The organism is Mesorhizobium sp. dw_380 (assembly GCF_018588885.1).
In the GTDB taxonomy this organism is placed as follows: Bacteria; Pseudomonadota; Alphaproteobacteria; order Rhizobiales; family Rhizobiaceae; genus Mesorhizobium.
This window is the reverse complement of the sequence record NZ_JAFFIW010000007.1, coordinates 13,888-35,298: the sequence shown is the minus strand read 5'-3', so window position 1 is coordinate 35,298 and position 21,411 is coordinate 13,888. Positions and strand designations below refer to the sequence as shown.

The following is a 21,411-nucleotide window of genomic DNA, read 5'->3' as shown; positions in this document are numbered from 1 at the left end:
CAGCGCTGCCACAATGGGAATGGCTTGCAGTCTGGCCAATTCGCCATGTGGCGGCGCTCATCGAACCGCGAGCGGAAAGCTCAGCCGGCGCCAACGATGCCTGGCCGCCGACGCTGCACGGCACCGGCACGGAGGACTATTTCAACACCGCCTGGTGCCCGACACAGGATTATTCCGCACCCTATCACGGCATTATCGCAGCCGGTGGCCCGAACTGGACAGAGCCTGTCACCCTCTACCGCTGGCATATCGAGGACCCGGTGATCTTCCACAAACGCATCCGCGTCAGCATCGAGCACGGCCACGCCAACCGCCGCGCCGACGACATCTCGTCCGTCGCCTTCTGGTACCAGGCCGAGCCGCACAAGCCGTTCGCGCCGCTGCCGCCGGCAGCGAAGCGCGTTCCGACCTTCCGCCGGCCGAACGAGGGCTTGGACGCGGCAATTGCCGCCGCGATGCGTGAGCCGCGCTGAAATCGCCCTGCCCCGCAAGCGCGCGAGAGAAGACTTCAACGGCAGCAGCAGGCCGATGTTATTGATAAGGCCCGCGGAGACTCAATTTCTCGGCCAGCAGGCAAAAGCGGTCGATGAGCCGGACAAGCTCTTCGCCCTGTTCGGCTGCGATGCCGCCGCGCTCGGCAGGCGCGGCGTCCGCGAGGGCCTTCCACAGCCGGCTTTGCCGGTCAGAGAGATCTGCCAACTCGGAGCATTCGCCAGTGGTCAGTTTCAAAAGGTGATCCGCCGTCACCGGTCCGACGCCAGGGGGCGTCGTTACCCCCAGGGAAACATAGCCTGGCGGCAGGGTGCCTTTCGCGTTCGTCACCGATTTGTGGCAGATGACGTCGAACAGCTGGTCGACGGCCTGTTTGGCACCGGCGACGCGCGAAGGATGGTCCGTATCGGCCGCCGCATGCGGCAGAAGTTCTAGCTTGCCGGCATGCTTCTCGACGAGATCGAGGTAGGGCAGCATCGGGCCGGAGAGACTGCCGGTCGAGACATTCTTGAACAGATCGGCATCGACTGCCGCATGGCGCACCCGGCCGGAAGACAGGGCTTCATCAAGAGCCGCAACGTCGACAAGTTCGCCGCGATCGTAATTGACCAGCACCGCACCCTTGTTCATGCGTGACAGGACGTCCGCGCCGACGAGCCCGGCATTGGCATAGCGGCCGGTCTGCGCGTCCTGCTTGCCCAGACCGACATGGACACTGAGCACATCGGCGCCTTCAGCCGCATCGGCGAGGTCTGCCGCATAGACAAAGCCCTCGGCTTCTATCCAGTCCCGGTGTCGCGGCCGCGCGTGGATTACCACGCGCATGCCGAAGGCGCGGCCGAGCTTGGCCACCTCGCGGCCTATATTGCCATAGCCGATGATCGCGATCGTCTTGCCTTCGAGCTTTTCGGTCGGGAAATCGCGCAGCTCCCTGCCGGTGTCGAAATCCCCGCGCGCCACCCGCTCATGAAGCCTGTCGACCGGGAGATCCGGCAGCACTTTCAGGATCGCCTTCATCACCATCTGTGCCGTGGCGCGGCTGTTGATGCCGGGCGTGTTCATCAGCACTGCCGTGCCGCCCTCGCCGCCGCCGCCACCCCAGGAGCGCGAGCCCATATTGCCGGTGCCGGCACCGATCCGCACGCCCGCGAGCGGAAAGACGGTCTCGGCGGACAGGAAGGTCGCTGCCGCAATGACCGCATCGTAGCGCCCGTCGCCGGCGGCCTCGATCAGTTCTTCCCCGGCGCTGATATCCGGCTGGTAGAAGAAATGCAGCCGACCCTGCTCGAGGTCTGCCCTGTCGCCAAGCGCGCCTGCGTGAAAGCGGCCGCCCTTGGCTTCGATATGCGCGCGCACTTCGCTCGGGTCAGGCTTGCCGTCGGAGCCGAGGCGCAGGCCGACCAGATCGCAGATCAGCACGGTGTAGGCGCGTTGCGGATCGATTGGGTTCGCGGCCTGTGTATTGGTATTTGCGGTCACGTCGTTTCCCCTGCGAGGACGGAAGGCCAGCTGGCAAGCAGCGTACTCTGAGATCAGAACCTATCCGCCCGGAACGGCGTGAGATCGATTGCCGGCGGCAGACCTGCGGCTAGCTGCGACATGATCTTGCCGGTAACGGCACCACCGATCAGGCCCCCGATCTAGAGGCTGGGTCCCAGCTCGATCGAGCTGCCGTCGCTGAACCGGGATTGACGGAACCTGTAAAGACTATGTCCGGTCTCGTTTCCCTGGACCAGGTCCGACACGACGCGGCCCATCCCCGGTCCGATGCCGAAGCCGTGACCACTCATCCCGGTGGCGATAACGAGCCCCGGAATTTCGGCGGCACGATCAACGATGGGCACGACATCCGGCATCGCGTCGATCATGCCCGCCCAGCTCGCCTTCAGCGGCACTGTCTTGAATCGGGGGAAAAGTGCGGTGAATTCGCGGTCGATATCGCGTAGCGCGGAGGCTTTGGGGGCGGGATTGAGGATACGCATCCGTTCGAACGGGCTTTCCTCGTCCGCGTTCCATTTGCGCGGGGTCGACCAGCTGTCCGGATAGCCTCGTGGCGCCGCCGGCAGGTAGCGGATGCCAAAAGGATTGGCCATCAGGGCGGGAACATATTTGCTCGCGTGACGAAACGCGTCAGGCCCCAGATATAGCAGACTGCTGCCTCCCGATGCGAGCGTGTAACCGCCATCCTGCCTGCGCCGGAATGCGATATGCTCGTCGGCGACGGCACCCGAATGGATCTCGGGCATGGGTCCGGTCGCGGCGACGGTCGCCCTGACACTGAGCTGCGGGATAGAGACGCCGTGCGCGCGCAGGAAGAGCGACGTCCACGCACCACTCGCGACGACAGCGTTCGAGGTGGCGATACGACCCTGCTCGGTCCAGACCCCGCTAATGCGTCCAGCCGATATGTCGAGCAGACGCGCCGCACAATTCTCGATGATCGTGACGCCCTCCCGGGCAGCCAGGCGAGCAAGCGCGGGCACCGCGACCCAGGGCTCGGCGCGCATGTCCGATGGGGTGGTCATCGCGCCCTTGAAGGAACGCGACATGGCCGGGATCAGCTTGGCCGTCTCGCCTTGGTCAAGGAGACGCGTGTCGACGCCGTGGATCTCAGCGATCTTCAGGAACTTCGCGAAACCGGCCATCTCCTTGTCCGTTCGCGCAAGATAGGTGACGCCCGTCTGCTTCAACCCAATGTCTTGGCCGCACTCTTCGGCCAGCTGACGCCAGAGCCGTTGCGCTTCGATCACGATCGGCAGTTCATCGCCATCGCGACCCTGCTGCCGGATCCAGCCCCAGTTCCGCGACGATTGCTCGCCGGCGATGCGCCCCTTTTCCAGCAATGTCACCGAAATGTTCCGTCGTGCCAGGAACAAAGCAGTGGTCACGCCGATGATGCCACCGCCGATGATCACAACCTCCGAGCCCTTCGGCAATGGCGCTTGAAACTGGATTGGCATGGCTTCTGTGAAAGGAAAACTTGTCAAAGACTACTATCCTCTTGGTATTCCACGGCGGTAGCTGACCCTCGCCATCGACTTGGCCGCTTCCCTGGAATGTCGGCGATGCGTTACAGAACTGATAGTGCGTCAAGGCTGGGTCGAGCTGGAGAATCTGCGCGTCAACGCAATAAAATTGTCTATGCCAGTGAATGTCGCCTCGACACCTCACAGGAACTTTTGGTGGCCAGCGACGACCGATGGCGGCTCCGTCTGTCAGGCACAGTGCGATGCCGCCATTGGCCTCTTGAACGGTCAAGTCGGACACGCGTAACATCGCACCATCAGAACTGAGTCTGCTTCATTCGTCCGGGCTAATGTCCGGATTGGACTGGATATTTTCCTTGCATACGGATGCAACCAGCAGCGCGGCGAAGCGCGGCAAGTCGTTTGCCCATGTGGCGGAAGCCTCCTGGGGCAAGGGCCTCAGCACGTTGCTGCGTATCGTGCGCATGACGCTGCGCCATCCCTGGCAAGTCGCCGTCACCCTCATCTCGACTTTCATCGCCGCGACGCTGCAGCTTTTCATCCCACGCCTGCTGGGACACGCCATCGACCAGGCGCAAGGCGTGATGGCCGCTGGCGGCGCCCCGGCGGCCGAGCAGGCGCTGTGGAACACGGCGCTGACGCTGCTCGTGGTCAGCATCCTGCGCGGCCTCTTCACCATGGCGCAGAACTACTATGGCGAGGCCGTCGGCCACCAGACGGGCTATGAATTGCGGCTGGCCTTCTACGAGAAGATCCAGCGCCTGAGCTTCTCCTTCCACGACAAGGTCCATACCGGCGATCTCATCACGCTCGGGCTGCTCGATCTCGACGGCGTGCGCATGTTCTTTTCCACCGGCATCCTGCGCGTGGTGCTGCTCGGCGTGCTGATCGGTGTCGGCGCCTATCTGCTGATCAGCACCGACCTCGTGCTTGGGCTGCTCAGCCTGAGCTTCGTGCCATTCGTCGCCTGGCGCTCTTCGGTCACCCAGCTGAAATTGCGCAGCACCTGGCTGACGCTGCAGGAGCGGCTGTCGGTGCTGAGCCGGGTGATGGACGAGAATCTCGGCGGCATCCGTGTCGTACGCGCCTTCGCGGCGCAGCGGCATGAGCTGGCAAAATTCGATCGCGCCAAGCAGGATGCACTCGACCTCGCCAATGAGCGCGTCGACATCCGCGTCAGCAACACCAGCGCCATGAATTTCTCCTTCCTGGCGGCCATGGGCCTGGTGCTCTGGTTCGGCGGCCAGAAGGTGATCGCCGGCCAGATCAGCGTCGGCACGCTGGCCCAGTTCCTCACCTTCATGACCATCCTGCAGATGCCGGTGCGCCAGCTCGGCCTCATGGTCAACTCGTTCGCGCGCGCCTCGACCTGCGGCACGCGGCTGTTCGAACTGCTCGATGCCGAACTCGACATCAAGGACGCGCCGAATGCCAGAGAACTCGTCATCACCGAGGGCGTGCTGCGCTTCGACAATGTCGGCTTCCGCTATGAGGGCGCGGGCGACCGTCCGACCCTGTCGGGTATTTCCTTCGAGGCCGGGCCCGGCGAGGCCATCGGCATTGTCGGCCCGCCGGGAAGCGGCAAGTCGACCATCGCGCATCTGATCCCGCGCTTCTACGACGTGACCTCGGGCACGATCACCATCGACGGACAGGACATCCGCAAGGTGACGCTGCAATCGCTGCGCAAGGTGGTCGGCGTCGTGCAGCAGGACGCGTTCCTGTTCACCACCTCGATTGAGAACAACATCGCCTATGGCAATCCCTGGGCGCGCGAGACCCGCATCGGGCAGGCAGCCGAATATGCCCAACTGCACAATTACATCATCGGGCTTCCCGCCGGCTACACCACGGTGGTCGGCGAACGCGGCGCATCGCTTTCCGGGGGTCAGCGGCAGCGCCTGACCATCGCACGCAGCCTGATGCTGCGGCCATCGGTGCTGGTCTTCGACGATTCCACAGCCGCCATCGATGCCGGCACCGAGCAGCGCATCCGGGCGGCCATGAAGCGCTTCGCCAGGGATCGCGTGACGCTGATCATCTCGCACCGGCTGAGCTCGCTGATGCATGCCGACCAGATCCTGTTCGTGGAGGGCGGCCGCATCGTCGAGCGCGGCACGCATGAGGAACTGCTGGCGCTCGGTGGACGCTATCGCGCGCTTTACGACCTGCAGCTGCGGCCGGACGACGACCGGCTCGAGGGAGCCGCATGATGTCGGCACAGGACGACGAGAAGGAAGACAAAAGCGGACGGCCGACAAAGGCGGTGGTCGGCTCGCATCGCGACGAGGAAGAGGTTTTCGGCAAGGCCTACGATCCGCGCATTGTCAGGCGCATCTGGAGCTTCGTCAGACCGTATCAGGGCCGGATCTTCATCTCGGTCGCGGCGGTGCTGGTGTTCACACTGACCCAACTCGCGATCCCGCTGGTCATCCGCAACGCCATCGATCACGGCATGGCTCCGGGCAGGCTCGACCGTTCGGTGATGATCTCCGCAATCGCCGCCTTCACCGTGATCATCCTCGTCAACTACGCCGCCAGCCATGTGCAGGAGAGCGTCGTCGGCAAGGTCGCCGAGAACGTCCTTTCAGATTTGCGCCGTGCCATGTTCAGCCATCTGCAGCTGGTATCGCTCAGCTTCATGGACAAGACCGAGGTCGGCAGGCTGATGTCGCGCCTGCAGGGCGATGTCAATTCGATGCAGGAGTTCCTCGAGACCTCCGTCATGTCGGTGGGCGATATCGTGCTGTTGTTCGGCATCGTCACCGTCCTGCTCTGGCTCGATTTCCGGCTCGGGCTGCTGACACTGTCGACCATGCCGGTGCTGTTCATCGTGCGCCTGTTCTGGCTGCCGCGCGCCAAGGTCGCCTTCATGGCGGCGCACGAGACCAATTCGATCGCCAACGGGGCGCTTGCCGAAGGCATCCATGGCGTGCGCACGGTGCAGAGCCTCGAGCGCCAGCATGTCAATTTCGACCTTTATGACGAGAAAGTGCTGGCCAATCTCAACGCCCATCTGCGGTCGGCGAAATACGCACAGGTGATGGTACCGATCGTCGACACGCTGACCGGCGTCGCCATGGCGACGGTCATCGTTATCGGTGGTTCGATGGTGCTGTCGCACAGCCTCGATGTCGGCGTGATGGTGGCGTTCCTGTTCTATATCCAGCGCTTCTTCGACCCGATCCGCTCGCTCACCATGCAGTACAGCGTCATGCAGCGCGCCATGGCTTCGGGCCAGCGCATCTCCGAAGTGCTCGACGTGCCGGTGGATGTCGGCGACAAGGAAAATGCGGTGGCACTGTCGCGCGACATGGACGGTTCGGTCGAGTTCAGGAACGTCACCTTTGGCTACCGGCCGGACCAGCCGGTGCTGAAGAACATCTCCTTCCGCGTCAATCCGGGCGAGACCGTGGCGCTTGTCGGCCCGACTGGATCGGGCAAGTCGAGCTCGATGGCGCTGGTGCACCGCTTCTACGACGTCTGGTCGGGTCAGGTCCTGGTGGGCGGACACGATGTGCGGGACCTGACGCAGGATTCGCTCGGCGATCAGGTGGCAATGGTGCTGCAGGAGCCGTTCCTGTTCTCCGGCACGGTGCTGGAGAACATCCGCTATCACAAGACCGGCGCCAGCCGCGACGACGTGGTTCGCGCCGCACAGGCTGTCGGCGCGCACGACTTCATCGAGCAGCTGCCCGATGGCTACGACACAAAGCTCGAACAACGCGGCGGCAATCTCTCGCTCGGCCAGCGCCAGCTGATCAGCTTTGCGCGCGCGCTTGTGGCCGATGCCAAGATCCTCGTGCTCGACGAGGCCACCGCCAGCATCGATTCCTACACCGAGATGCTGATCCAGAAGGCGCTGGTCAAACTGCTGGAAGGCCGCACCGGGCTGGTCATTGCCCATCGGCTCGCCACCATCCGCGGCGCCGACCGTATCATCGTCCTGCAAAACGGCGAGATCGTCGAAAGCGGCAACCACGAACAGCTGATGCAGGGGAAAGGCCTCTACGCCCGCCTCTACAACATGAACTACGCTTCGTTCGACGATATTTCCGGGGAGGAAATGGCAATCGACGCGGCGGTCGGCAAAGCGACCTGAACGGCGCCGGCAGGTAGGGAATCGCCTGTTGCTCGTGCCTTTCCCGAGAAGTCCGTTTGCGGGATCCCCTGATGTGACCGCTGACCTGCACGCCGTCCTCGGCGCGGCGAAGGCGTCAAGCCGGCCGCTGCCCCGGGGTTACAACGCATCCGGCGAATGCCTGTCCCGATTTTGTGAAGGAACGCATGGAGTGCAGAGGGCGTTCTCTGTTCATGCATGTCTCGCATGAACAGGAGGCATCCTCATGAAACGGCAGATGATGCTCACCGGCGCCATTCTCTTGGCGGCCGCGAGCGCGATCTCATTCAGTACCGTCGCCGATGCCGCGGTCGCCAGGCACCATTATGTCGACGTCACAATTCATCGTGGTGACAGGCATCGGCACGCCGTTCACCACGAATATGTGTGGGTTGGCGGCGGTTGGACCGGCGACAATTCGAGTAGCGACAATGGCTGGATGGACAGCTACTACAATGGCTACGGCAGCTATCGCGGGTATGTCGGCGACTTCTGCGGAACCATCGCATGGACGCTCGACCTTTGCAGTCCCCACGGCCCTTGATTCCTGACCGCTGGGTGGGATCGCTAGGCCATTTCGGGACGTCTTGACGCCTCGCGGATCGCCTTGTGCACGCCGCGCTGCAAATCCATGAAAGCCGGGGTCTCCATCACCTCTTCCCGGCGCGGGCGCTCGATGTCGACATTGAAGGTCTGCATGATGCGTCCCGGGCCGATCCCCATGACGACGATGCGGTCCGACAGATAGACAGCCTCCTCCACATCATGCGTGACGAAGAGCACGGTGAGCCTGTGCTCCTCCCAGATCTGGGTCAGCAGTTCCTGCATCTGATGCCGGGTCAAGGCATCGAGCGCGCCAAAGGGTTCGTCCATCAGCAGCATCTTGGGCCGATAGGAAAGCGCACGCGCAATGGCGACGCGCTGTTTCATGCCGCCCGAGAGTTCGGACGGATAGCGGTCCGCACTTTGCGACAGCTTGACGAGATCGAGATGCTCCAGCGCGATCTCGCGGCAGGCCGAGCGATCGTAACCGGCGGCCTTGAGAGCAAATTCGATATTCTGCCTAGCCGTCAGCCAAGGAAGCAGCGTGTAGGACTGGAAAACGACGCCACGGTCGAGACCTGGCCGCAGGATCGGCGCGCCATCGATGCTGAGATCGCCGGCATCGAAATCCTGCAGTCCGGCGACGATCGACAGCAGCGTGCTCTTGCCGCAGCCCGAGGTGCCGACGAGCGAGACGAACTCATTGTCGGCAAGATCGAGGTTGATGTCCCGCAGCACCTGCGTGCGCCGATCTCCGGTGCCGAAGCTCTTGTCGAGACCCGCGATGCGCAATTTGGGAACAGTCATCAGCGGTTCCTCATTGCGATTGGCCTTCCTGCCGGAACAACACCTTTTCCAAGGCCTTCATGACCTGGTCGGTGATGAGGCCGAGCACGCCCAAAAGCAGGATGTAGCCGATGATGGTGTTTGTCTGGAAATAACGCTGCGACACGGTGATGCGATAGCCCAACCCGGACGTCGCCGCGACAAGCTCGGCCAGCACCAGCCAAGTCCATGCCCAGCCCAGGCTGATGCGCAGCGTATCCCAAATGCCCGGCAAGGCGCTGGGCACGACGATGCGCGTCAGGATCTTGCGGTCCGGCAGACCGAGCGTGCGCCCAAGGCCGATGAAATCGGCGGGAACCCGTTTCACATTGTCCATAATCATCAGCACCTGCTGGAAGAAGGTGCCGATGAAGATGATCAGGAATTTCTGCGTATCGCCGGTGCCGGCCCACAGGATGGAGAGCGGCACGAAAGCGACGACCGGCATATAGCGGATGAAATCCACCAGCGGCTCGATGGCCGCCTCCCAGGAGCGGAAACTGCCGATCAGAACGCCAATGGGTATGGACAGTGCCGAAGCGATGAGGAAGCCGATCGAAATACGGTACATCGAGGCCTTGAGGTCCAGCCACAACGTGCCGTCAGTCGCGAGCTTGGCGACCTGGGTCGCGACGCTGCCGGGCGACGGCAGGAAGATTGGTTTTACCCATTCCAGTCCAGTCGCCGCCCACCAGGCAAGGCCGAGCCCGACAAAGACGGCCACGGCGATCATCAGGAAACGCGACCTGGCGATCGGCACGCCGATCCCGGAGGATCGGCGGCGCCTTGCCTGACTCGTGGCCAGCCTCGAGCGGGCCAAGTCCGTTTTCGCAGGGGGCGCCCCGGACATCTGTGTCACCACCGCGATCCGGCCTTTGTCATTGCGCCGCCTTGACGAAGGACGGGTCGATCATCTGCTCCGGCGTCACGTCGGCCTGCAGCAGCTTGGCATTCTTGGCGGCCGCTTCGACATCGGCGAATGTCTTGGTGGTGAAATCGCCGGTGAGCGCTGTCTTGTTTTCGGCGAGCGAATAGTAGCGCACGCCGTCGAAAGCGGTGTTGAGGTCCTTGACGTCGGAACCGACAGCCTTGGCGATGATGGCGCGGCCACCTGGTGTATCGGCATTGTAATCCTTGAGTGCGGCGTCCCAGCTCTTGATCATGGCCAGCACCTGGCCGGGCCGCGACTTGATCACCTCGTCGCGCACCACCAGCACGTCGCTGATCAGGCCGGGATCCTCGCCGGCGGTGAACAGCAGCTTGACGTCCTTGTTCTGCGCCATGGCGACAGTGAGGTATGGCTCGTAGGTGACCGCGACCGGCACGCGGCCCGCGATCAGGGCGCCGCCGGCATCGGCGGCAGGCATCGGAACCGGCTGGACATCGGCCACCGACATGCCGTTCCTGGCGAGCGCGTATTTGAGCAGGATGTCACTCGTCGTGCCCTCCTCGAATGCAACCTGCTTGCCCTTGAGGTCGGCGATTGAGGTGACGTCCTTGCCGGCGATGATGGCGTCGGCCTTCATGGAAACATCGAGCAGCAGCACGATCTTCACCGGCAGTCCGGCTGCAACCATGCCCATCGCGGTGTGGGTCGCGATGTTGGCGGCGTCGAGCTGACCACTGGCGAGCGCGGCATTGATGTCCTTGTCCTCGGCGAAATTGACGATCTGAACGTCCGACAGGCCGTTTGTCTTGAACAGGCCCTTGGCGTCGGCGACATGCCACTGGCCATATCCAAGCCAGGGCTCGATGCCGATCTTGAACGATCCTGCTTCCGGCGTCGTGGGAATGGCCGCATCGGCCGCGTGGGCCGCCGGAGCGGCGGCGAGCCCGATGGCGGCGGCCATCACGAGCGCGCGAAATTGTCCTGCTAGGTTACGCATCATCTGAGTTCCCCTTGATGATCAGACCGCTTTTTACCCAGGCATCCGGTCTGGTGAGACTGCGGGTTCTGCTCTTGCGGCACTGTGCCTCGGCGTCTTGCCCGCCACTTCATGGTGAAGTGCAGGGATATTTCAGCGTCAGCGGCAGCGGATGTCAAGGCTAAAATACATACATGCATATACAAGTTGGGATGACCCAATTTTCCTGTTGATCCGGCCCGTCTGCCTCCTCCCGTCGTTGCACGTTCGCCTCGTTGCCCTTAGTTTGTCTTGGAGGGAGAATAGCGGCTGCCGAGCGAGTAGCGGCTGCCTGCATAAGTCAGTTTGCTGATGGTGGCGACGATCGCGCCCGTCCACGTCCTGCGGTGCAGAAACAGGCAGCAGCTGCCGACATCGATGTTCAGGTGCCGCGCCGTCTCGGCGTCGGCCGGGATCGCGGAGATGATATGCTCGACCTCGGTCACCGGGGTCTTCTGCATCAGGTAGTCATAGGTCGCCGTCTTCGAAAAATCCTGCTTGTCGTAGTCGGGTATCAGGCTCGGATTGACGAAGCGCTCTTCCAGCTGCACCGGCAGGTCGTTCTCGAAATTGACGACGACCGAGTGATGGATCGAGACACGCTTTGGAAATTCGAACGACAGCGCGAGCTCCTTCGTCGGCATGATGGTTTCGAGGACGAGGACTTCGGAGCGATGCCTGTTGCCGCGCTCGACGATCTCCGCCGCGATGTTGTTGATCTCGATCAGCGTCGATTGCGGCCGGGGCGGCGCAATGAAGGTGCCGACGCCTTGCAGCCGGATCAGGAATCCCGCCGCGGTCAGTTCCCGCAGGGCCCGGTGGACCGTCATCCGCGACACGCCCAGCGAAGCCACCAACTCGTTCTCGGACGGCAGCTTGCGATCCTTGCCCCACCGGCCCGTTCCGATATTGGTCAGGATGTAGTCCTTCACCTTCTCGTAAAGAGGGCTCGCCGTATCGGGTAAATCGATCATTTCAAAATCCTTTCCGGCAACTATCGGAAGTCACCGATGTCCGGCAGGTTGCCGCATGCGGATGATTGTTTTCAAGCCATCGCTGCGCCCCGCCAACAGCCGGTCATAGGCAGCCGGAATGTCGTCGAGGCCGATCTCGCGATCGATCAGGGCGAGCAGCGGCTCGCTGAGTTCACCCAGCATCCGTATTGCATCGGGCAATTCGTCGGCGAAGGCATGACATCCCAGCAAAGCGATTTCGCGCTCGACCAGAAGATTGGGGTCGATGTCGAGACGACCATGGAAGATGCCGACCATCGCCACCGCGCTGCCGGAATCGAGAACGCCGAGCAACTGATTGAATGCGGCAATGCTGCCGGTCGCCTCGACGGCCGCCAGCAGCGGGGCATTGGCGGTTGCGGCGGCGATGGCATCGCGGTCGAGATCGACAACCCTGGCACCGGTCACCCGCGCCACGCGGGCGCAGCGGGCCTGGTTGCGGTCGGCGACAAGCACGGTGCCGGCAAAAGTTCGGGACAGCAGCAGCGCGGCGAGACCGCCGATCGGTCCGCAGCCGACGACAAGCACCGAGCCTGCGGCCTTCGGCAGCCGCCGCACCGCGTGCAGCGCCACCGCGAGCGGCTCGGCCATCGCCGCGACCCGCTCGTCAAGCGCGGCATCGATGATATGCAGCAGGCGCGCGGGCAACACCGCCTGTTCGGCAAAACCGCCGTCGCAGATTTCTCCTACGAAGCCCAGCGAGCTGCAGAGATGGCGCCTGCCGGCACGGCATTGCGCGCAGTCGTCGCACCAGAAACGGGAATCGGCAACCACTCTGTCGCCGACGGCGACTGCGTCGACGCCCTCGCCGAGCGCGGTCACCGTGCCGGTCAGCTCATGGCCGGCCGTCGATGGCGACCGGCTTATCCATTGGCCGGTGCGGAAATTGTGCAAATCCGAACCGCAGATGCCGGCGGCATCGACCCTGAGCTTCACCCAGCCGGCATCCGGAATGCCTGGCGCGGCGATGTCCTCCACGCGCAGATCGCCGCGTCCATAAAGTCGTGCCGCCTTCATCGCGATCGCCTCCGTCAACCTGCCAGATAGCGGTCGCGGATTTCCGAGACGGCGTTCTCATGCGAGCTAAAGCCCTCGTAGCGGGCGAGCCTGCGGGCATGCCGCGCCAGTTCCGGATAGGCGGCCGAGGTGACATAGCCGACCGACGAGCGCTTGACGAAGTCCGTCACCGAGAGCGGCCCATAGGTTCGCGCCCAACGGCTGGTCGGCAGCACCGCGTTCGGCCCGAGGACGAAGTTGGCAAGGGTCACCGGCGTATGCGGACCCATGAGGATTTCGGCCGCCTCGGTGATGTGCCCAAGATGCGCGAACGGCTCCTTCGACAGGATTTCCAGATGTTCGGGCGCATAGTCGTTGATGAAGCGGTAGCTGTCTTCCAGCGACGCGGTCAACACGATGCCGCCGCGCTTTCCGGTCAGCACCGCGCGCGAGAATTCGACGCGCTGTTCGGTCATGCGCGACCAGTGTTCTGGAAGTGCCGCGAGTGCTGCTTCGGCGACCTTGCGGCTGTGCGTCACCAGATAGGCGGAGGAATCCGGGCCGTGCTCGGCCTCGATCAAAAGGTCAAGCGCGGCAAGGCCGCCGTCGACACTGTCGTCGGCAAAGATGATGGCTTCCGACGGACCGGCCGGAAGGCCGGTGTTGATGATCGACGACAGCACGCTCTTGGCCGCCACCACCCATGGGCTGCCGGGGCCGACGATCTTGAGCGCCGGCTTTACCGTCTCGGTGCCGTAGGCGACGGCGGCAACCGCTTGAGCGCCGCCGCATTTGTACACTGTCTGCACGCCAGCGAGGCGGGCGGCGACCAGGGTTGCCGCATCCACCGAACCATCCGGCATCGGCGGCGTCACGATGGCGATCTGCGGCACGCCGGCGATGACAGCCGGAACCGACGTCATCATCGTCACCGACGGAAAGGCGCCCTTGCCGCGCGGCACGTAGAGCGCGACGGACGCGATCGGTGTGTATCGGTCGCCGGCATAGGCGCCAGGCCGGACTTCCTTGAGCCACATCGTTTCCGGCTTCTGCTCCTCATGGAAATGCCTGATGTTCTCGATGCCGAAGCTGATGCTCTCCACGACATCCTTCTCAACCTTGTCGAATGCCGCGTCGAATTCGGCTTCCGACACCTTCAGCCCGCCTTCAGCGACATTGGCCTTGTCGAGTTCCCTGGCGAAGCGGATCAGGGCGGCGTCACCCTCGTCCTTGACGGCCTGGATGATCGGGCGGACCTTTTCGACGAAGACCGACAGATCGCCCTCGGCGCGCTTGAGCAGGCTGGCCCGCTGGGTGGCGTCGAGCGATGACAGGTCGTGGAAGCTGATGTCGGACATGGATATTTCCTTCTGTTGGAACGCAACGTGCCGGCCGGTACCATTGCGGAAGTTTCGAACCTATGGCGAGCCGCCTTAGATCGATGCGAGGAAACCGCCATCCACCGGAATGGACTGGCCGGTTATGTAGGCTGCCGCATCCGAGGCAAGGAACACGGCGACGCCGTGCAGGTCGCGCAGATCGCCGAAACGGTGCTGCGGGATCTTGGCCAGCATGGATTGCTGCCATGCCTCATTGCTGTAGAACACATCCGTCATCGCCGTCCGGAAGTAGCCCGGGGCGATGGCATTGACCCGGATGCCGAGATCCGCCCATTCCACTGCCAGCGCCCGGGTCATGCCGAGCAGGCCCGACTTCGACGACCCATACGGAACCGCGGTCGGAATGCCGACTTCGGAGGTCAGCGAACAGAGGTTGATGATGGCGCCGGGGCTGCCGGCGTCCCGCATCTGTCGCGCCGCGGCCTGGGCGCAGAAGAAAGCGCCCTTGAGATTGGTGTCGACGATCCGATCCCAGAGCGCCTCGTCGACATCAAGCGAGGGCCGGACCTCTTCCATCCCCGCATTGTTGACGAGGATATCGAGACCGCCAAGCAGGCTCGCGGCCTCGGCGGTGGCCGTCCGGCAGCGGCCGACATCCGTCACATCGAGGGCAATTGCATGCGCAGCCCCGCCAGCCGCGCGGATGGCCGCTATCGTTTCATCGAGGGAGGCAAGGCTGCGCGCGGTGACCGCGACGTCGGCGCCGGCCGCGCTCAGCGCCTCAGCGATGCTGCGCCCGATGCCGCGGCTGGCACCGGTGACAAGCGCTTTCCGGCCGGAGAGGTCGAAGAGAGAAGCGTTGCGCATGTGGTCCTCCTTGGCAGCAGCCTCGGCTTCGCGGTCGAAATTAACAGAAAGCAGGTTACATATACAAGCATATACAAAACCTTTCGGCCAGGCTATTTGTGACGTCCTCCGCCGCACCAATGCGCCTATCGCCAACCAGCCTGCCCGGGAAGATGCCGCGAAACCCGATGTTTGAGAACCCGCCGATGACGGGAGTCCGTCGGCAAACCCAGAGGAGCCCGCGCCCGTGTCGAAAGCCTCGGATATGGTCAGAACCGAAGTCACGCGCCTGTCACCCTACAATTCCGGGTTGACCATCGACGAGGTCATGCTGCGATACGCTCCGGCCAGGATTGCCAAGCTGGGCTCCAATGAAAACCCGCTAGGCCCGAGCCCAACCCTGACAGCGATGATGCAGGCCGGTGCCGAGCTGTTCCGGCTTTATCCGGATCCGGCCGGGCGCGAGTTGCGCCAGGCCATCGGCGCCAGACATGAAGTCGGCGAGGATCAGGTCATCCTCGGCAACGGCTCGGAGGACCTTCTTTCCGTCATCAGCCGTGCGGTGCTGCGGCCGGGCGATGCCATTGTCACCCTTTATCCGTCATTCCCGTTGCATGAAGACTACGCCACGTTGATGGGCGCGACCATCAAACGCGTTGGCGTCAATAGCGATCTCACCATCAACGTCGACGCGCTGATCGAGGCGGTGCGCGAGCGACCTCGCATGCTGCTGTTTTCGAACCCGATGAACCCGGTCGGCAGTTGGCTGTCCGCCCACGATCTGTCGAAGGTTCTGGATGCGGTCAGCGACGAGACGCTGATCGTCGTCGATGAAGCCTATGCCGAATACGCCGAGGGCGACGACTACACCTCGTCCCTGCCCGTCCTCGGCAAACGCGATCGGCCCTGGATTGTGCTCAGGACATTTTCCAAGGCATTCGGCCTGGCGGGGCTGCGGATCGGTTTCGGCATCGTCAGTGATCCGGAATTGCGCGGACTGCTTGACCGGGTGCGCACGCCGTTCAACGCCAATGGCGTTGCGCAGGCCGCCGCGCTGGCGGCGCTCGCGGATGAGGAACATCTCGCCAAGGTCGTGGCGCTGGCCAGGACGGAGAGAGCACGTGTCGAGAATTTCCTGACGAGCAAGGGCCTCGAAGTAGCTCCTTCCCGAGGCAATTTCCTGTTCTTCAACTGCCGGCAAAATGCCTCCACCTTCGTCGAAGGCCTGCTGCGCGAAGGCGTCATCGTCAAACCATGGAAGCAAGAGGGGTTTGACACGTATGTGCGTGTCAGCATCGGTTCACCGTCGGAGAATGATCACTTCATGGCCGCGCTACAGCAACTGTTGTGATTTCCCGAAAGCCATGCTGAATTGCCTGGCGCGCACCGGGCATAATATTGGACGGTTTGCCGTTTCCGTATGGAGTTTCTCGCAGGTGGCGCATCCCCTTTCGCCCGATGGCTTCAGCCCAGCCTTTCTGATCTGCATTGCTTTCGGTCGCAGCGACAATGCCCAACATGCTTGAAAGCAGCTCGCCCATGAGCCTCTATCGCGAAACGGCTGGCGGCACGGTCAGCTACGCTGCGCTTGCCGGCGCGCAGCGGGCAAGGGTCGCCATTGTCGGCGGCGGCTTCACAGGCATTTCGACTGCCTTGCATCTGGCGGAAGCCGGCGACGACGTTGCCGTGCTCGAGGCCCATCAGCCGGGCTGGGGCGCGTCGGGCAGGAATGGCGGCCAGGTCAATCCCGGCCTCAAATACGATCCCGACACGATCGAGGCGATGTTCGGCCCCGAGCTTGGGCCGAGGATGATCGATTTCTCCTATGGCGCGCCGGATTTCACCTTCGGTCTCATCAGGCGCCTGTCGATCGCCTGCGAGGCGCGGCAGAACGGCACCATACGCGCGGCAATCCGGCCGAAGCCGGAAGCTGCCGTGCGAGCCACGGCCGCGCAATGCGAGCGGCGGGGAATGCCGGTCGACATGCTGGACGCACAGGCAATGGCGGCGCGAACTGGAACCAACCGCTACATATCCGGTATGTTCGACGCCCGCGGCGGCGACCTCCACCCCTTGAAATATGCAATTGGTCTGGCAGCCGCCGCGCAGGGTGCCGATGCGCGGATATTCGGCGGCAGCGAAGTCCTCTCGCTGAAGAGGGAGGCCAGACGGTGGGTGCTCAAAACCGCGAACGGCGCGGTCAACGCCGAGAAGGTGCTTGTCGCGACCAATGGCTATACAGGCGCCCTGTGGCCGGGCCTGGAGCAGTCGCTTGTTCCGGTGTTCAGCGCGATCGCGGCGACCGAACCGCTCGCGCCGGCGGTCGCGGCCGCGATCCTCCCGCAACGGCCCGTCGTCTACGAAGCCGGCAACATCACCGTATACTACCGCATCGATGCTCAGAACCGCCTTCTCATGGGCGGCCGGGGACCGATGAGCCCGATCGAAAATGCGTCCGCCATCCGCTACCTCACCGACTATGCGCTGCGGCTCTGGCCGGCGCTTGCCGGAACACGCTGGACACATGGCTGGAATGGGCGGGTTGCGATCACCAAGGACCATCTCCCGCACATTCACGAGCCGGAAGACGGCGCGCTGATCTGCCTTGGCTACAATGGCCGTGGCGTCGCCATGGCCTCGGCGATGGGCGCTGCCTTGGCGCAACGTCTGCGAGGCAAAGAGACGTCGCCGTTTCCCATGCCGATATCGCCGCTCAAGCCAATCCGGTTTCACCGCTTCTGGCCACTGGGGGTCAAGGCCGCGATCCTGTCGGGGCGGCTGAAGGACCGCTTCGGCCTCTGACGCCAAGAGCCCGCCCGGCCTGACGGCCCGTGAGTCGTGAAGCTTCTATTCCGCAGCCAGGGCCGTGACTTCACGCCGGAACGGCAGCGCATCACCGATATCATGTTCGTCCAGCTCACGCGCGAAGCGGTGGCCGGCATAGGTCGCCCAGGCGATCGGGCCTGGCGCCTCGGCATCGCCTATGATCTTGATCGAGCGAATGCCATTGCCGGCCCATTCGTCGCGGCGCGTTTTCAGTTCGCGCCAGACTTCGTCGTCCTGTTGGCGCGACGTGACCAGCACCACGGCGTCGGCGGCGATGTCGCGTTCGGCGCCGGTGTAGGCGCAGGCAGTGGCAACACCTCCCGGCGCAATGCGCGTCACGATCCGGTTCAGCACGATCTCGACGCCGAGCTCGGCCAGACGGCGGTGGATGGCGCCCTGCTCCAGCGTGTTGCGGGTCCAGTCCGATACATAGGCGGACGGCGTCACCAGCGTCACCTTCGCGCCCTGGCGTGCCATCAGCTCGGCCAGAACGCCACCCATATAGTAGTGGTCGTCGTCGAACAGCACGATGGTGCCGGTCGGCACATTGCCAGCCATCAAATCGTCTGGCGTGTAGACCGGCATGGCCGGGCTGATCGGCATCGCTACCACATGGGCACGCGCCACGCCGTCGCGGCGCCATATCGAGCCGGTGGCGAGGGCGATGTTCTGAAAGCCGAAGGCCAGGATATCCTCGGCCGACAACCGGCTTTCGAAGTAGATGTCGACATTGGGCATCTGGCTGAGCTGGTACTGGCGGTAGTCGCGCACGCGGCCCCAGGCCGAGAGCCCAGGCAGGCGGCACTCGCGCGCCACGCGGCCGCCGAGCCCGGTGCCGGCCTCGGCAATGGCCACCTGATAGCCGCGCAGGCCAAGCGCGCGGGCGGCCTCCAGCCCGGCGGGACCGGCGCCAACGATCAGCACGCTCTCGCTGTCGCCTTTGGCCTGCATGCGTTCCGGATGCCAGCCCTTGCGCCACTCCTCCATGAATGTCGGGTTCTGCGTGCAGCGCGAGATCGACATAGTCATGTCGCCGGTGATGCAGATGTTGCAGCCGATGCATTCGCGAATGTCCTCGATGCGTCCTTCTTCCACTTTCTTCGGCAGGAACGGATCGGCAATCGATGGTCGCGCGCAGCCGATGAAATCGAGCGTGCCCGACCTGATCATCTTCACCATGACATCTGGCGAGGTGAAGCGACCGACGCCCACGACCGGCTTCGAGGTCAGCTTCTTGATCCCGGAGACGAGGCTTTCCTGCGCAGCCTCCTCTTTGAACCGCGACGGCCCCGAACAATCTTCCCAGGCGCCATGGGCCAGATCCCAGAGGTCGGGCAGATCGGCATGCATCTCGATCATGTCGCGCACCTCGGAATTGGCAAAGCCAAGTTCGCCGATCATCTCGTCCAGCGACAGCCGCAGCGTCAGGCCGCAGGTGTCGCCGATGGCATCCCTGCCCTCCTCGATCAGCTCGCGCATCAGCCGCGAGCGGTTTTCCAGCGAGCCGCCATATTCGTCACTACGCTGGTTGGTGGCGGTGGACAGGAAGTGCTGAATGATGCCGAAGCCATGCGCGCCGTAGAGACACACCAGGTCGAAGCCGGCCAGCCTGGCGCGTTTGAAAGCGTTGCGGTGCCAGCGGCGCAGGTCGCGTATATCCTGCTTGTCCATGGCGCGCGCCTGAACCGGATCGTTGGTGAAGGTCCGGATAGGCAAGGCAGACGGCCCGCGCGGCACTTCCTTGGTGTAGAGGTTCGGACCATTGATGCCCGAATAGGCCAGTTGGACGCCGGCCAGCGCGCCGTGCTGATGCATGGCACTGGCCATCTTGGCGAGCGCCGGAATATCGGCGTCGTCCCACAGCCTGAGCTCGATGAAGGGCGTGATCTCCGAGGTGTGGTGCATCTCCGTCTGCTCGGTGAAGATGACGCCCCAGCCGCCTTCCGACTTGATGCGCCGCATCTCGGCCGCGGCGGACGGATCGCGATAGCCGCCGCCATTGCAGTGCGGCACCTGGTAGAAGCGGTTCTTGGCGGTCACCGGACCGATCTTCACAGGCTCGAACAGAATGTCGTAGCGTGGGTCACGCATGTCACTTTCCTTCCCTGCCGACGCACATGCGGGTCATCGCTCCACGCCGGTATCCCCGATGCCATGGCCGCCAGACTACTCATAAGTTGAGCCGCGCGCGGGAAAACTACAGATTTTCTCTGCGTCAGTTAGGACGGGCCTAATCGCCTCGCGGCGCTGGATTAGCATCCGGCAAATCGTGGTTGAGCCAAATTCGACTTCAGTGCCGCGGCTGCGCGGTGCTAGATTGAACGCACCAACCAGCGAGACACAGATACGGCATGGACAGCGTCGGGATACTTGAAAGGCTGATTGCCTTTCCGACGGTCAGCCGCGACTCGAACCTCAACCTGATCGGCTATGCGACGGAGTTGCTGGCGGCACATGGCATTGCTTGCCAGGTCATCGGCAGCCCGGATAGCCACAAGGCGAACCTTTTCGCCACCATCGGGCCGACCGACACTCCTGGCGTCATGCTGTCCGGCCATACCGATGTCGTGCCCATCGACGGGCAGGACTGGACGCTGCCGCCCTTCGAGATGAGCGCACGAGACGACAGGCTGTACGGCCGCGGCGCGGCCGACATGAAGGGTTTCCTGGCCTGCGCGCTTGCGGCGTGCCTCAAGGCCTCGAAAATGGCCTTGCAAACACCTTTGCATCTGGCGCTTTCCTATGACGAGGAGGTCGGCTGCATAGGCGTGCGCAGCCTGATCGACATGTTGCGGGCCGCGCCGCAGCGGCCATTGCTGTGCATCGTCGGCGAGCCGACCAGCATGCAGGTGGCGACGGGGCACAAGGGCAAACTTTCCGCGCGCGCCACCTGCAAGGGACGCGAAGGCCATTCGGCGCTGGCGCCGCTGGCACTCAACGCCATTCATCTGGGCTGCGACTTCGTCTCCGCACTGCGCCGGGAACAGGATCGGCTGGCGCGCGATGGCGCGCGCGACGGCGACTACGACATTCCCTACACGACCGTCCACGTCGGCATGATGAATGCCGGCGTGGCGCTCAACATCGTGCCGAACCTATGCCAGCTCGATTTTGAGATCCGCAACGTCGCGGCCGACAGCCCTGACGAGATCCTCGACGGGCTGCGCGCCGAGGCCGCTCGCATTGCCGCAGCCGCTTCAGCGATCGCGCCGGAGGCAGCCATCGAGATCGATATCACCAACATCTATCCGGGCCTGGACACGCCAGCGAATTCGCAGGCTGTGGCCTTCGTGAAATCGCTGACCGGTGCCAACGACACCATCAAGGTTGCCTTCGGCACCGAAGGCGGATTGTTCAGCCGCGATCTTGGCACGCCAACGGTCGTGTGCGGACCGGGGTCGATGGCACAAGGGCATAGACCAGACGAATTCGTCAGCGTCGAACAGATGCGCCGCTGCGACGACATGCTGGACAGTTTGCTGCGGCGGCTTGCCGATCACCGGTTTCACGCCGCCTGAT

At 63.6% G+C, this 21,411-nt stretch carries 17 protein-coding genes and 1 pseudogene; 7 read left to right on the top strand and 11 right to left on the bottom strand.

The genetic code is table 11. The features are described from left to right. Positions 1-47 precede the first annotated feature (47 nt). Positions 48-473 (top strand): DUF2961 domain-containing protein, encoded by a 426-nt coding sequence (locus tag JT360_RS09145; protein ID WP_352127002.1) that lies wholly within the window; start codon positions 48-50, stop codon positions 471-473. Between the two features lie 58 nt (positions 474-531). Here JT360_RS09145 and JT360_RS09140 read toward each other — a convergent pair. Together JT360_RS09140 and JT360_RS09135 are read right to left on the bottom strand one after the other, a co-directional pair. Next, positions 532-1,932 (bottom strand): annotated as a pseudogene (locus JT360_RS09140) (NAD(P)-dependent oxidoreductase); the annotation flags it as partial. A 200-nt stretch (positions 1,933-2,132) separates the two neighbouring features. Further along, positions 2,133-3,479: an NAD(P)/FAD-dependent oxidoreductase gene (locus tag JT360_RS09135; protein ID WP_214471199.1), complete on the bottom strand. Its 1,347-nt coding sequence runs from the start codon at positions 3,477-3,479 to the stop codon at positions 2,133-2,135. Positions 3,480-3,808: 329 nt separating this feature from the next. On the opposite strand from JT360_RS09135, the gene JT360_RS09130 reads away from it, so the two are divergent. The 3 genes from JT360_RS09130 to JT360_RS09120 all read left to right on the top strand — a co-directional run bounded on the left by JT360_RS09130 (position 3,809) and on the right by JT360_RS09120 (position 8,143). Continuing rightward, complete coding sequence (locus JT360_RS09130) at positions 3,809-5,692, top strand: ABC transporter ATP-binding protein (RefSeq protein ID WP_502845464.1); 1,884 nt, start codon at positions 3,809-3,811, stop codon at positions 5,690-5,692. Continuing rightward, positions 5,689-7,581 carry an ABC transporter ATP-binding protein gene (locus JT360_RS09125; RefSeq protein ID WP_214471197.1) on the top strand — a complete coding sequence of 631 codons (1,893 nt, stop codon included), beginning with the start codon at positions 5,689-5,691 and terminating at the stop codon, positions 7,579-7,581. The genes JT360_RS09130 and JT360_RS09125 overlap by 4 nt, the downstream gene beginning before the upstream one ends. Before the next feature lie 244 nt (positions 7,582-7,825). Then, positions 7,826-8,143 (top strand): hypothetical protein, encoded by a 318-nt coding sequence (locus JT360_RS09120; RefSeq protein ID WP_214471196.1) that lies wholly within the window; start codon positions 7,826-7,828, stop codon positions 8,141-8,143. Positions 8,144-8,166: 23 nt separating this feature from the next. Here the strand turns inward: JT360_RS09120 and JT360_RS09115 are convergent, their stop codons facing one another. From JT360_RS09115 to JT360_RS09085, 7 genes are all read right to left on the bottom strand, one after another. Then, the gene (locus tag JT360_RS09115) at positions 8,167-8,949 is read right to left on the bottom strand and encodes an ABC transporter ATP-binding protein (RefSeq protein WP_214471195.1); all 783 of its coding nucleotides are present in this window, start codon (positions 8,947-8,949) and stop codon (positions 8,167-8,169) included. Between the two features lie 10 nt (positions 8,950-8,959). Beyond that, positions 8,960-9,817 carry an ABC transporter permease gene (locus JT360_RS09110; RefSeq protein WP_250888700.1) on the bottom strand — a complete coding sequence of 286 codons (858 nt, stop codon included), beginning with the start codon at positions 9,815-9,817 and terminating at the stop codon, positions 8,960-8,962. A 28-nt stretch (positions 9,818-9,845) separates the two neighbouring features. Further along, entirely contained in the window at positions 9,846-10,853 is a 1,008-nt protein-coding gene (locus JT360_RS09105; RefSeq protein WP_214471385.1) for an ABC transporter substrate-binding protein, read from the bottom strand. A gap of 260 nt (positions 10,854-11,113) precedes the next feature. Then, on the bottom strand, positions 11,114-11,845 hold the full coding sequence (gene hutC, locus JT360_RS09100) for a histidine utilization transcriptional repressor HutC (RefSeq protein ID WP_214471193.1): 732 nt from the start codon (positions 11,843-11,845) through the stop codon (positions 11,114-11,116). Between the two features lie 30 nt (positions 11,846-11,875). Continuing rightward, the gene (locus tag JT360_RS09095; RefSeq protein WP_214471192.1) at positions 11,876-12,901 is read right to left on the bottom strand and encodes a zinc-dependent alcohol dehydrogenase; all 1,026 of its coding nucleotides are present in this window, start codon (positions 12,899-12,901) and stop codon (positions 11,876-11,878) included. A gap of 14 nt (positions 12,902-12,915) precedes the next feature. Further along, positions 12,916-14,238 (bottom strand): histidinol dehydrogenase, encoded by a 1,323-nt coding sequence (hisD, locus tag JT360_RS09090; protein WP_214471191.1) that lies wholly within the window; start codon positions 14,236-14,238, stop codon positions 12,916-12,918. A gap of 75 nt (positions 14,239-14,313) precedes the next feature. Next, positions 14,314-15,087 carry an SDR family NAD(P)-dependent oxidoreductase gene (locus JT360_RS09085; RefSeq protein ID WP_214471190.1) on the bottom strand — a complete coding sequence of 258 codons (774 nt, stop codon included), beginning with the start codon at positions 15,085-15,087 and terminating at the stop codon, positions 14,314-14,316. Positions 15,088-15,313: 226 nt separating this feature from the next. Between JT360_RS09085 and JT360_RS09080 the strand changes: the two genes are divergently transcribed. Beyond that, entirely contained in the window at positions 15,314-16,417 is a 1,104-nt protein-coding gene (locus tag JT360_RS09080) for a histidinol-phosphate transaminase (protein WP_502845463.1), read from the top strand. On the opposite strand, the gene JT360_RS09075 is transcribed toward JT360_RS09080, so the two are convergent. Then, positions 16,389-16,607: a hypothetical protein gene (locus tag JT360_RS09075; protein WP_214471399.1), complete on the bottom strand. Its 219-nt coding sequence runs from the start codon at positions 16,605-16,607 to the stop codon at positions 16,389-16,391. The two genes, JT360_RS09080 and JT360_RS09075, sit on opposite strands and share 29 nt — an antisense overlap. Here JT360_RS09075 and JT360_RS09070 point away from each other — a divergent pair. Beyond that, the gene (locus JT360_RS09070; protein WP_214471383.1) at positions 16,585-17,868 is read left to right on the top strand and encodes an NAD(P)/FAD-dependent oxidoreductase; all 1,284 of its coding nucleotides are present in this window, start codon (positions 16,585-16,587) and stop codon (positions 17,866-17,868) included. The two genes, JT360_RS09075 and JT360_RS09070, sit on opposite strands and share 23 nt — an antisense overlap. Positions 17,869-17,913: 45 nt before the next feature. On the opposite strand, the gene JT360_RS09065 is transcribed toward JT360_RS09070, so the two are convergent. Then, positions 17,914-19,983 (bottom strand): oxidoreductase, encoded by a 2,070-nt coding sequence (locus JT360_RS09065; RefSeq protein WP_214471189.1) that lies wholly within the window; start codon positions 19,981-19,983, stop codon positions 17,914-17,916. 260 nt (positions 19,984-20,243) lie between these two features. Between JT360_RS09065 and argE the strand changes: the two genes are divergently transcribed. Next, positions 20,244-21,410 carry an acetylornithine deacetylase gene (gene argE, locus JT360_RS09060; RefSeq protein ID WP_214471188.1) on the top strand — a complete coding sequence of 389 codons (1,167 nt, stop codon included), beginning with the start codon at positions 20,244-20,246 and terminating at the stop codon, positions 21,408-21,410. Position 21,411: the final 1 nt, after the last annotated feature.

Coding starts and splice junctions, on each gene's coding strand:
- JT360_RS09130 (WP_502845464.1), top strand. CDS start 3,809: ATGTCCGGATTGGACTGGATATTTTCCTTGCATACGGATGCAACCAGC.
- JT360_RS09125 (WP_214471197.1), top strand. CDS start 5,689: ATGATGTCGGCACAGGACGACGAGAAGGAAGACAAAAGCGGACGGCCG.
- JT360_RS09120 (WP_214471196.1), top strand. CDS start 7,826: ATGAAACGGCAGATGATGCTCACCGGCGCCATTCTCTTGGCGGCCGCG.
- JT360_RS09115 (WP_214471195.1), bottom strand. CDS start 8,949: ATGACTGTTCCCAAATTGCGCATCGCGGGTCTCGACAAGAGCTTCGGC.
- JT360_RS09110 (WP_250888700.1), bottom strand. CDS start 9,817: ATGTCCGGGGCGCCCCCTGCGAAAACGGACTTGGCCCGCTCGAGGCTG.
- JT360_RS09105 (WP_214471385.1), bottom strand. CDS start 10,853: ATGCGTAACCTAGCAGGACAATTTCGCGCGCTCGTGATGGCCGCCGCC.
- hutC (WP_214471193.1), bottom strand. CDS start 11,845: ATGATCGATTTACCCGATACGGCGAGCCCTCTTTACGAGAAGGTGAAG.
- JT360_RS09095 (WP_214471192.1), bottom strand. CDS start 12,901: ATGAAGGCGGCACGACTTTATGGACGCGGCGATCTGCGCGTGGAGGAC.
- hisD (WP_214471191.1), bottom strand. CDS start 14,238: ATGTCCGACATCAGCTTCCACGACCTGTCATCGCTCGACGCCACCCAG.
- JT360_RS09085 (WP_214471190.1), bottom strand. CDS start 15,087: ATGCGCAACGCTTCTCTCTTCGACCTCTCCGGCCGGAAAGCGCTTGTC.
- JT360_RS09070 (WP_214471383.1), top strand. CDS start 16,585: ATGCTTGAAAGCAGCTCGCCCATGAGCCTCTATCGCGAAACGGCTGGC.
- JT360_RS09075 (WP_214471399.1), bottom strand. CDS start 16,607: ATGGGCGAGCTGCTTTCAAGCATGTTGGGCATTGTCGCTGCGACCGAA.
- JT360_RS09065 (WP_214471189.1), bottom strand. CDS start 19,983: ATGCGTGACCCACGCTACGACATTCTGTTCGAGCCTGTGAAGATCGGT.
- argE (WP_214471188.1), top strand. CDS start 20,244: ATGGACAGCGTCGGGATACTTGAAAGGCTGATTGCCTTTCCGACGGTC.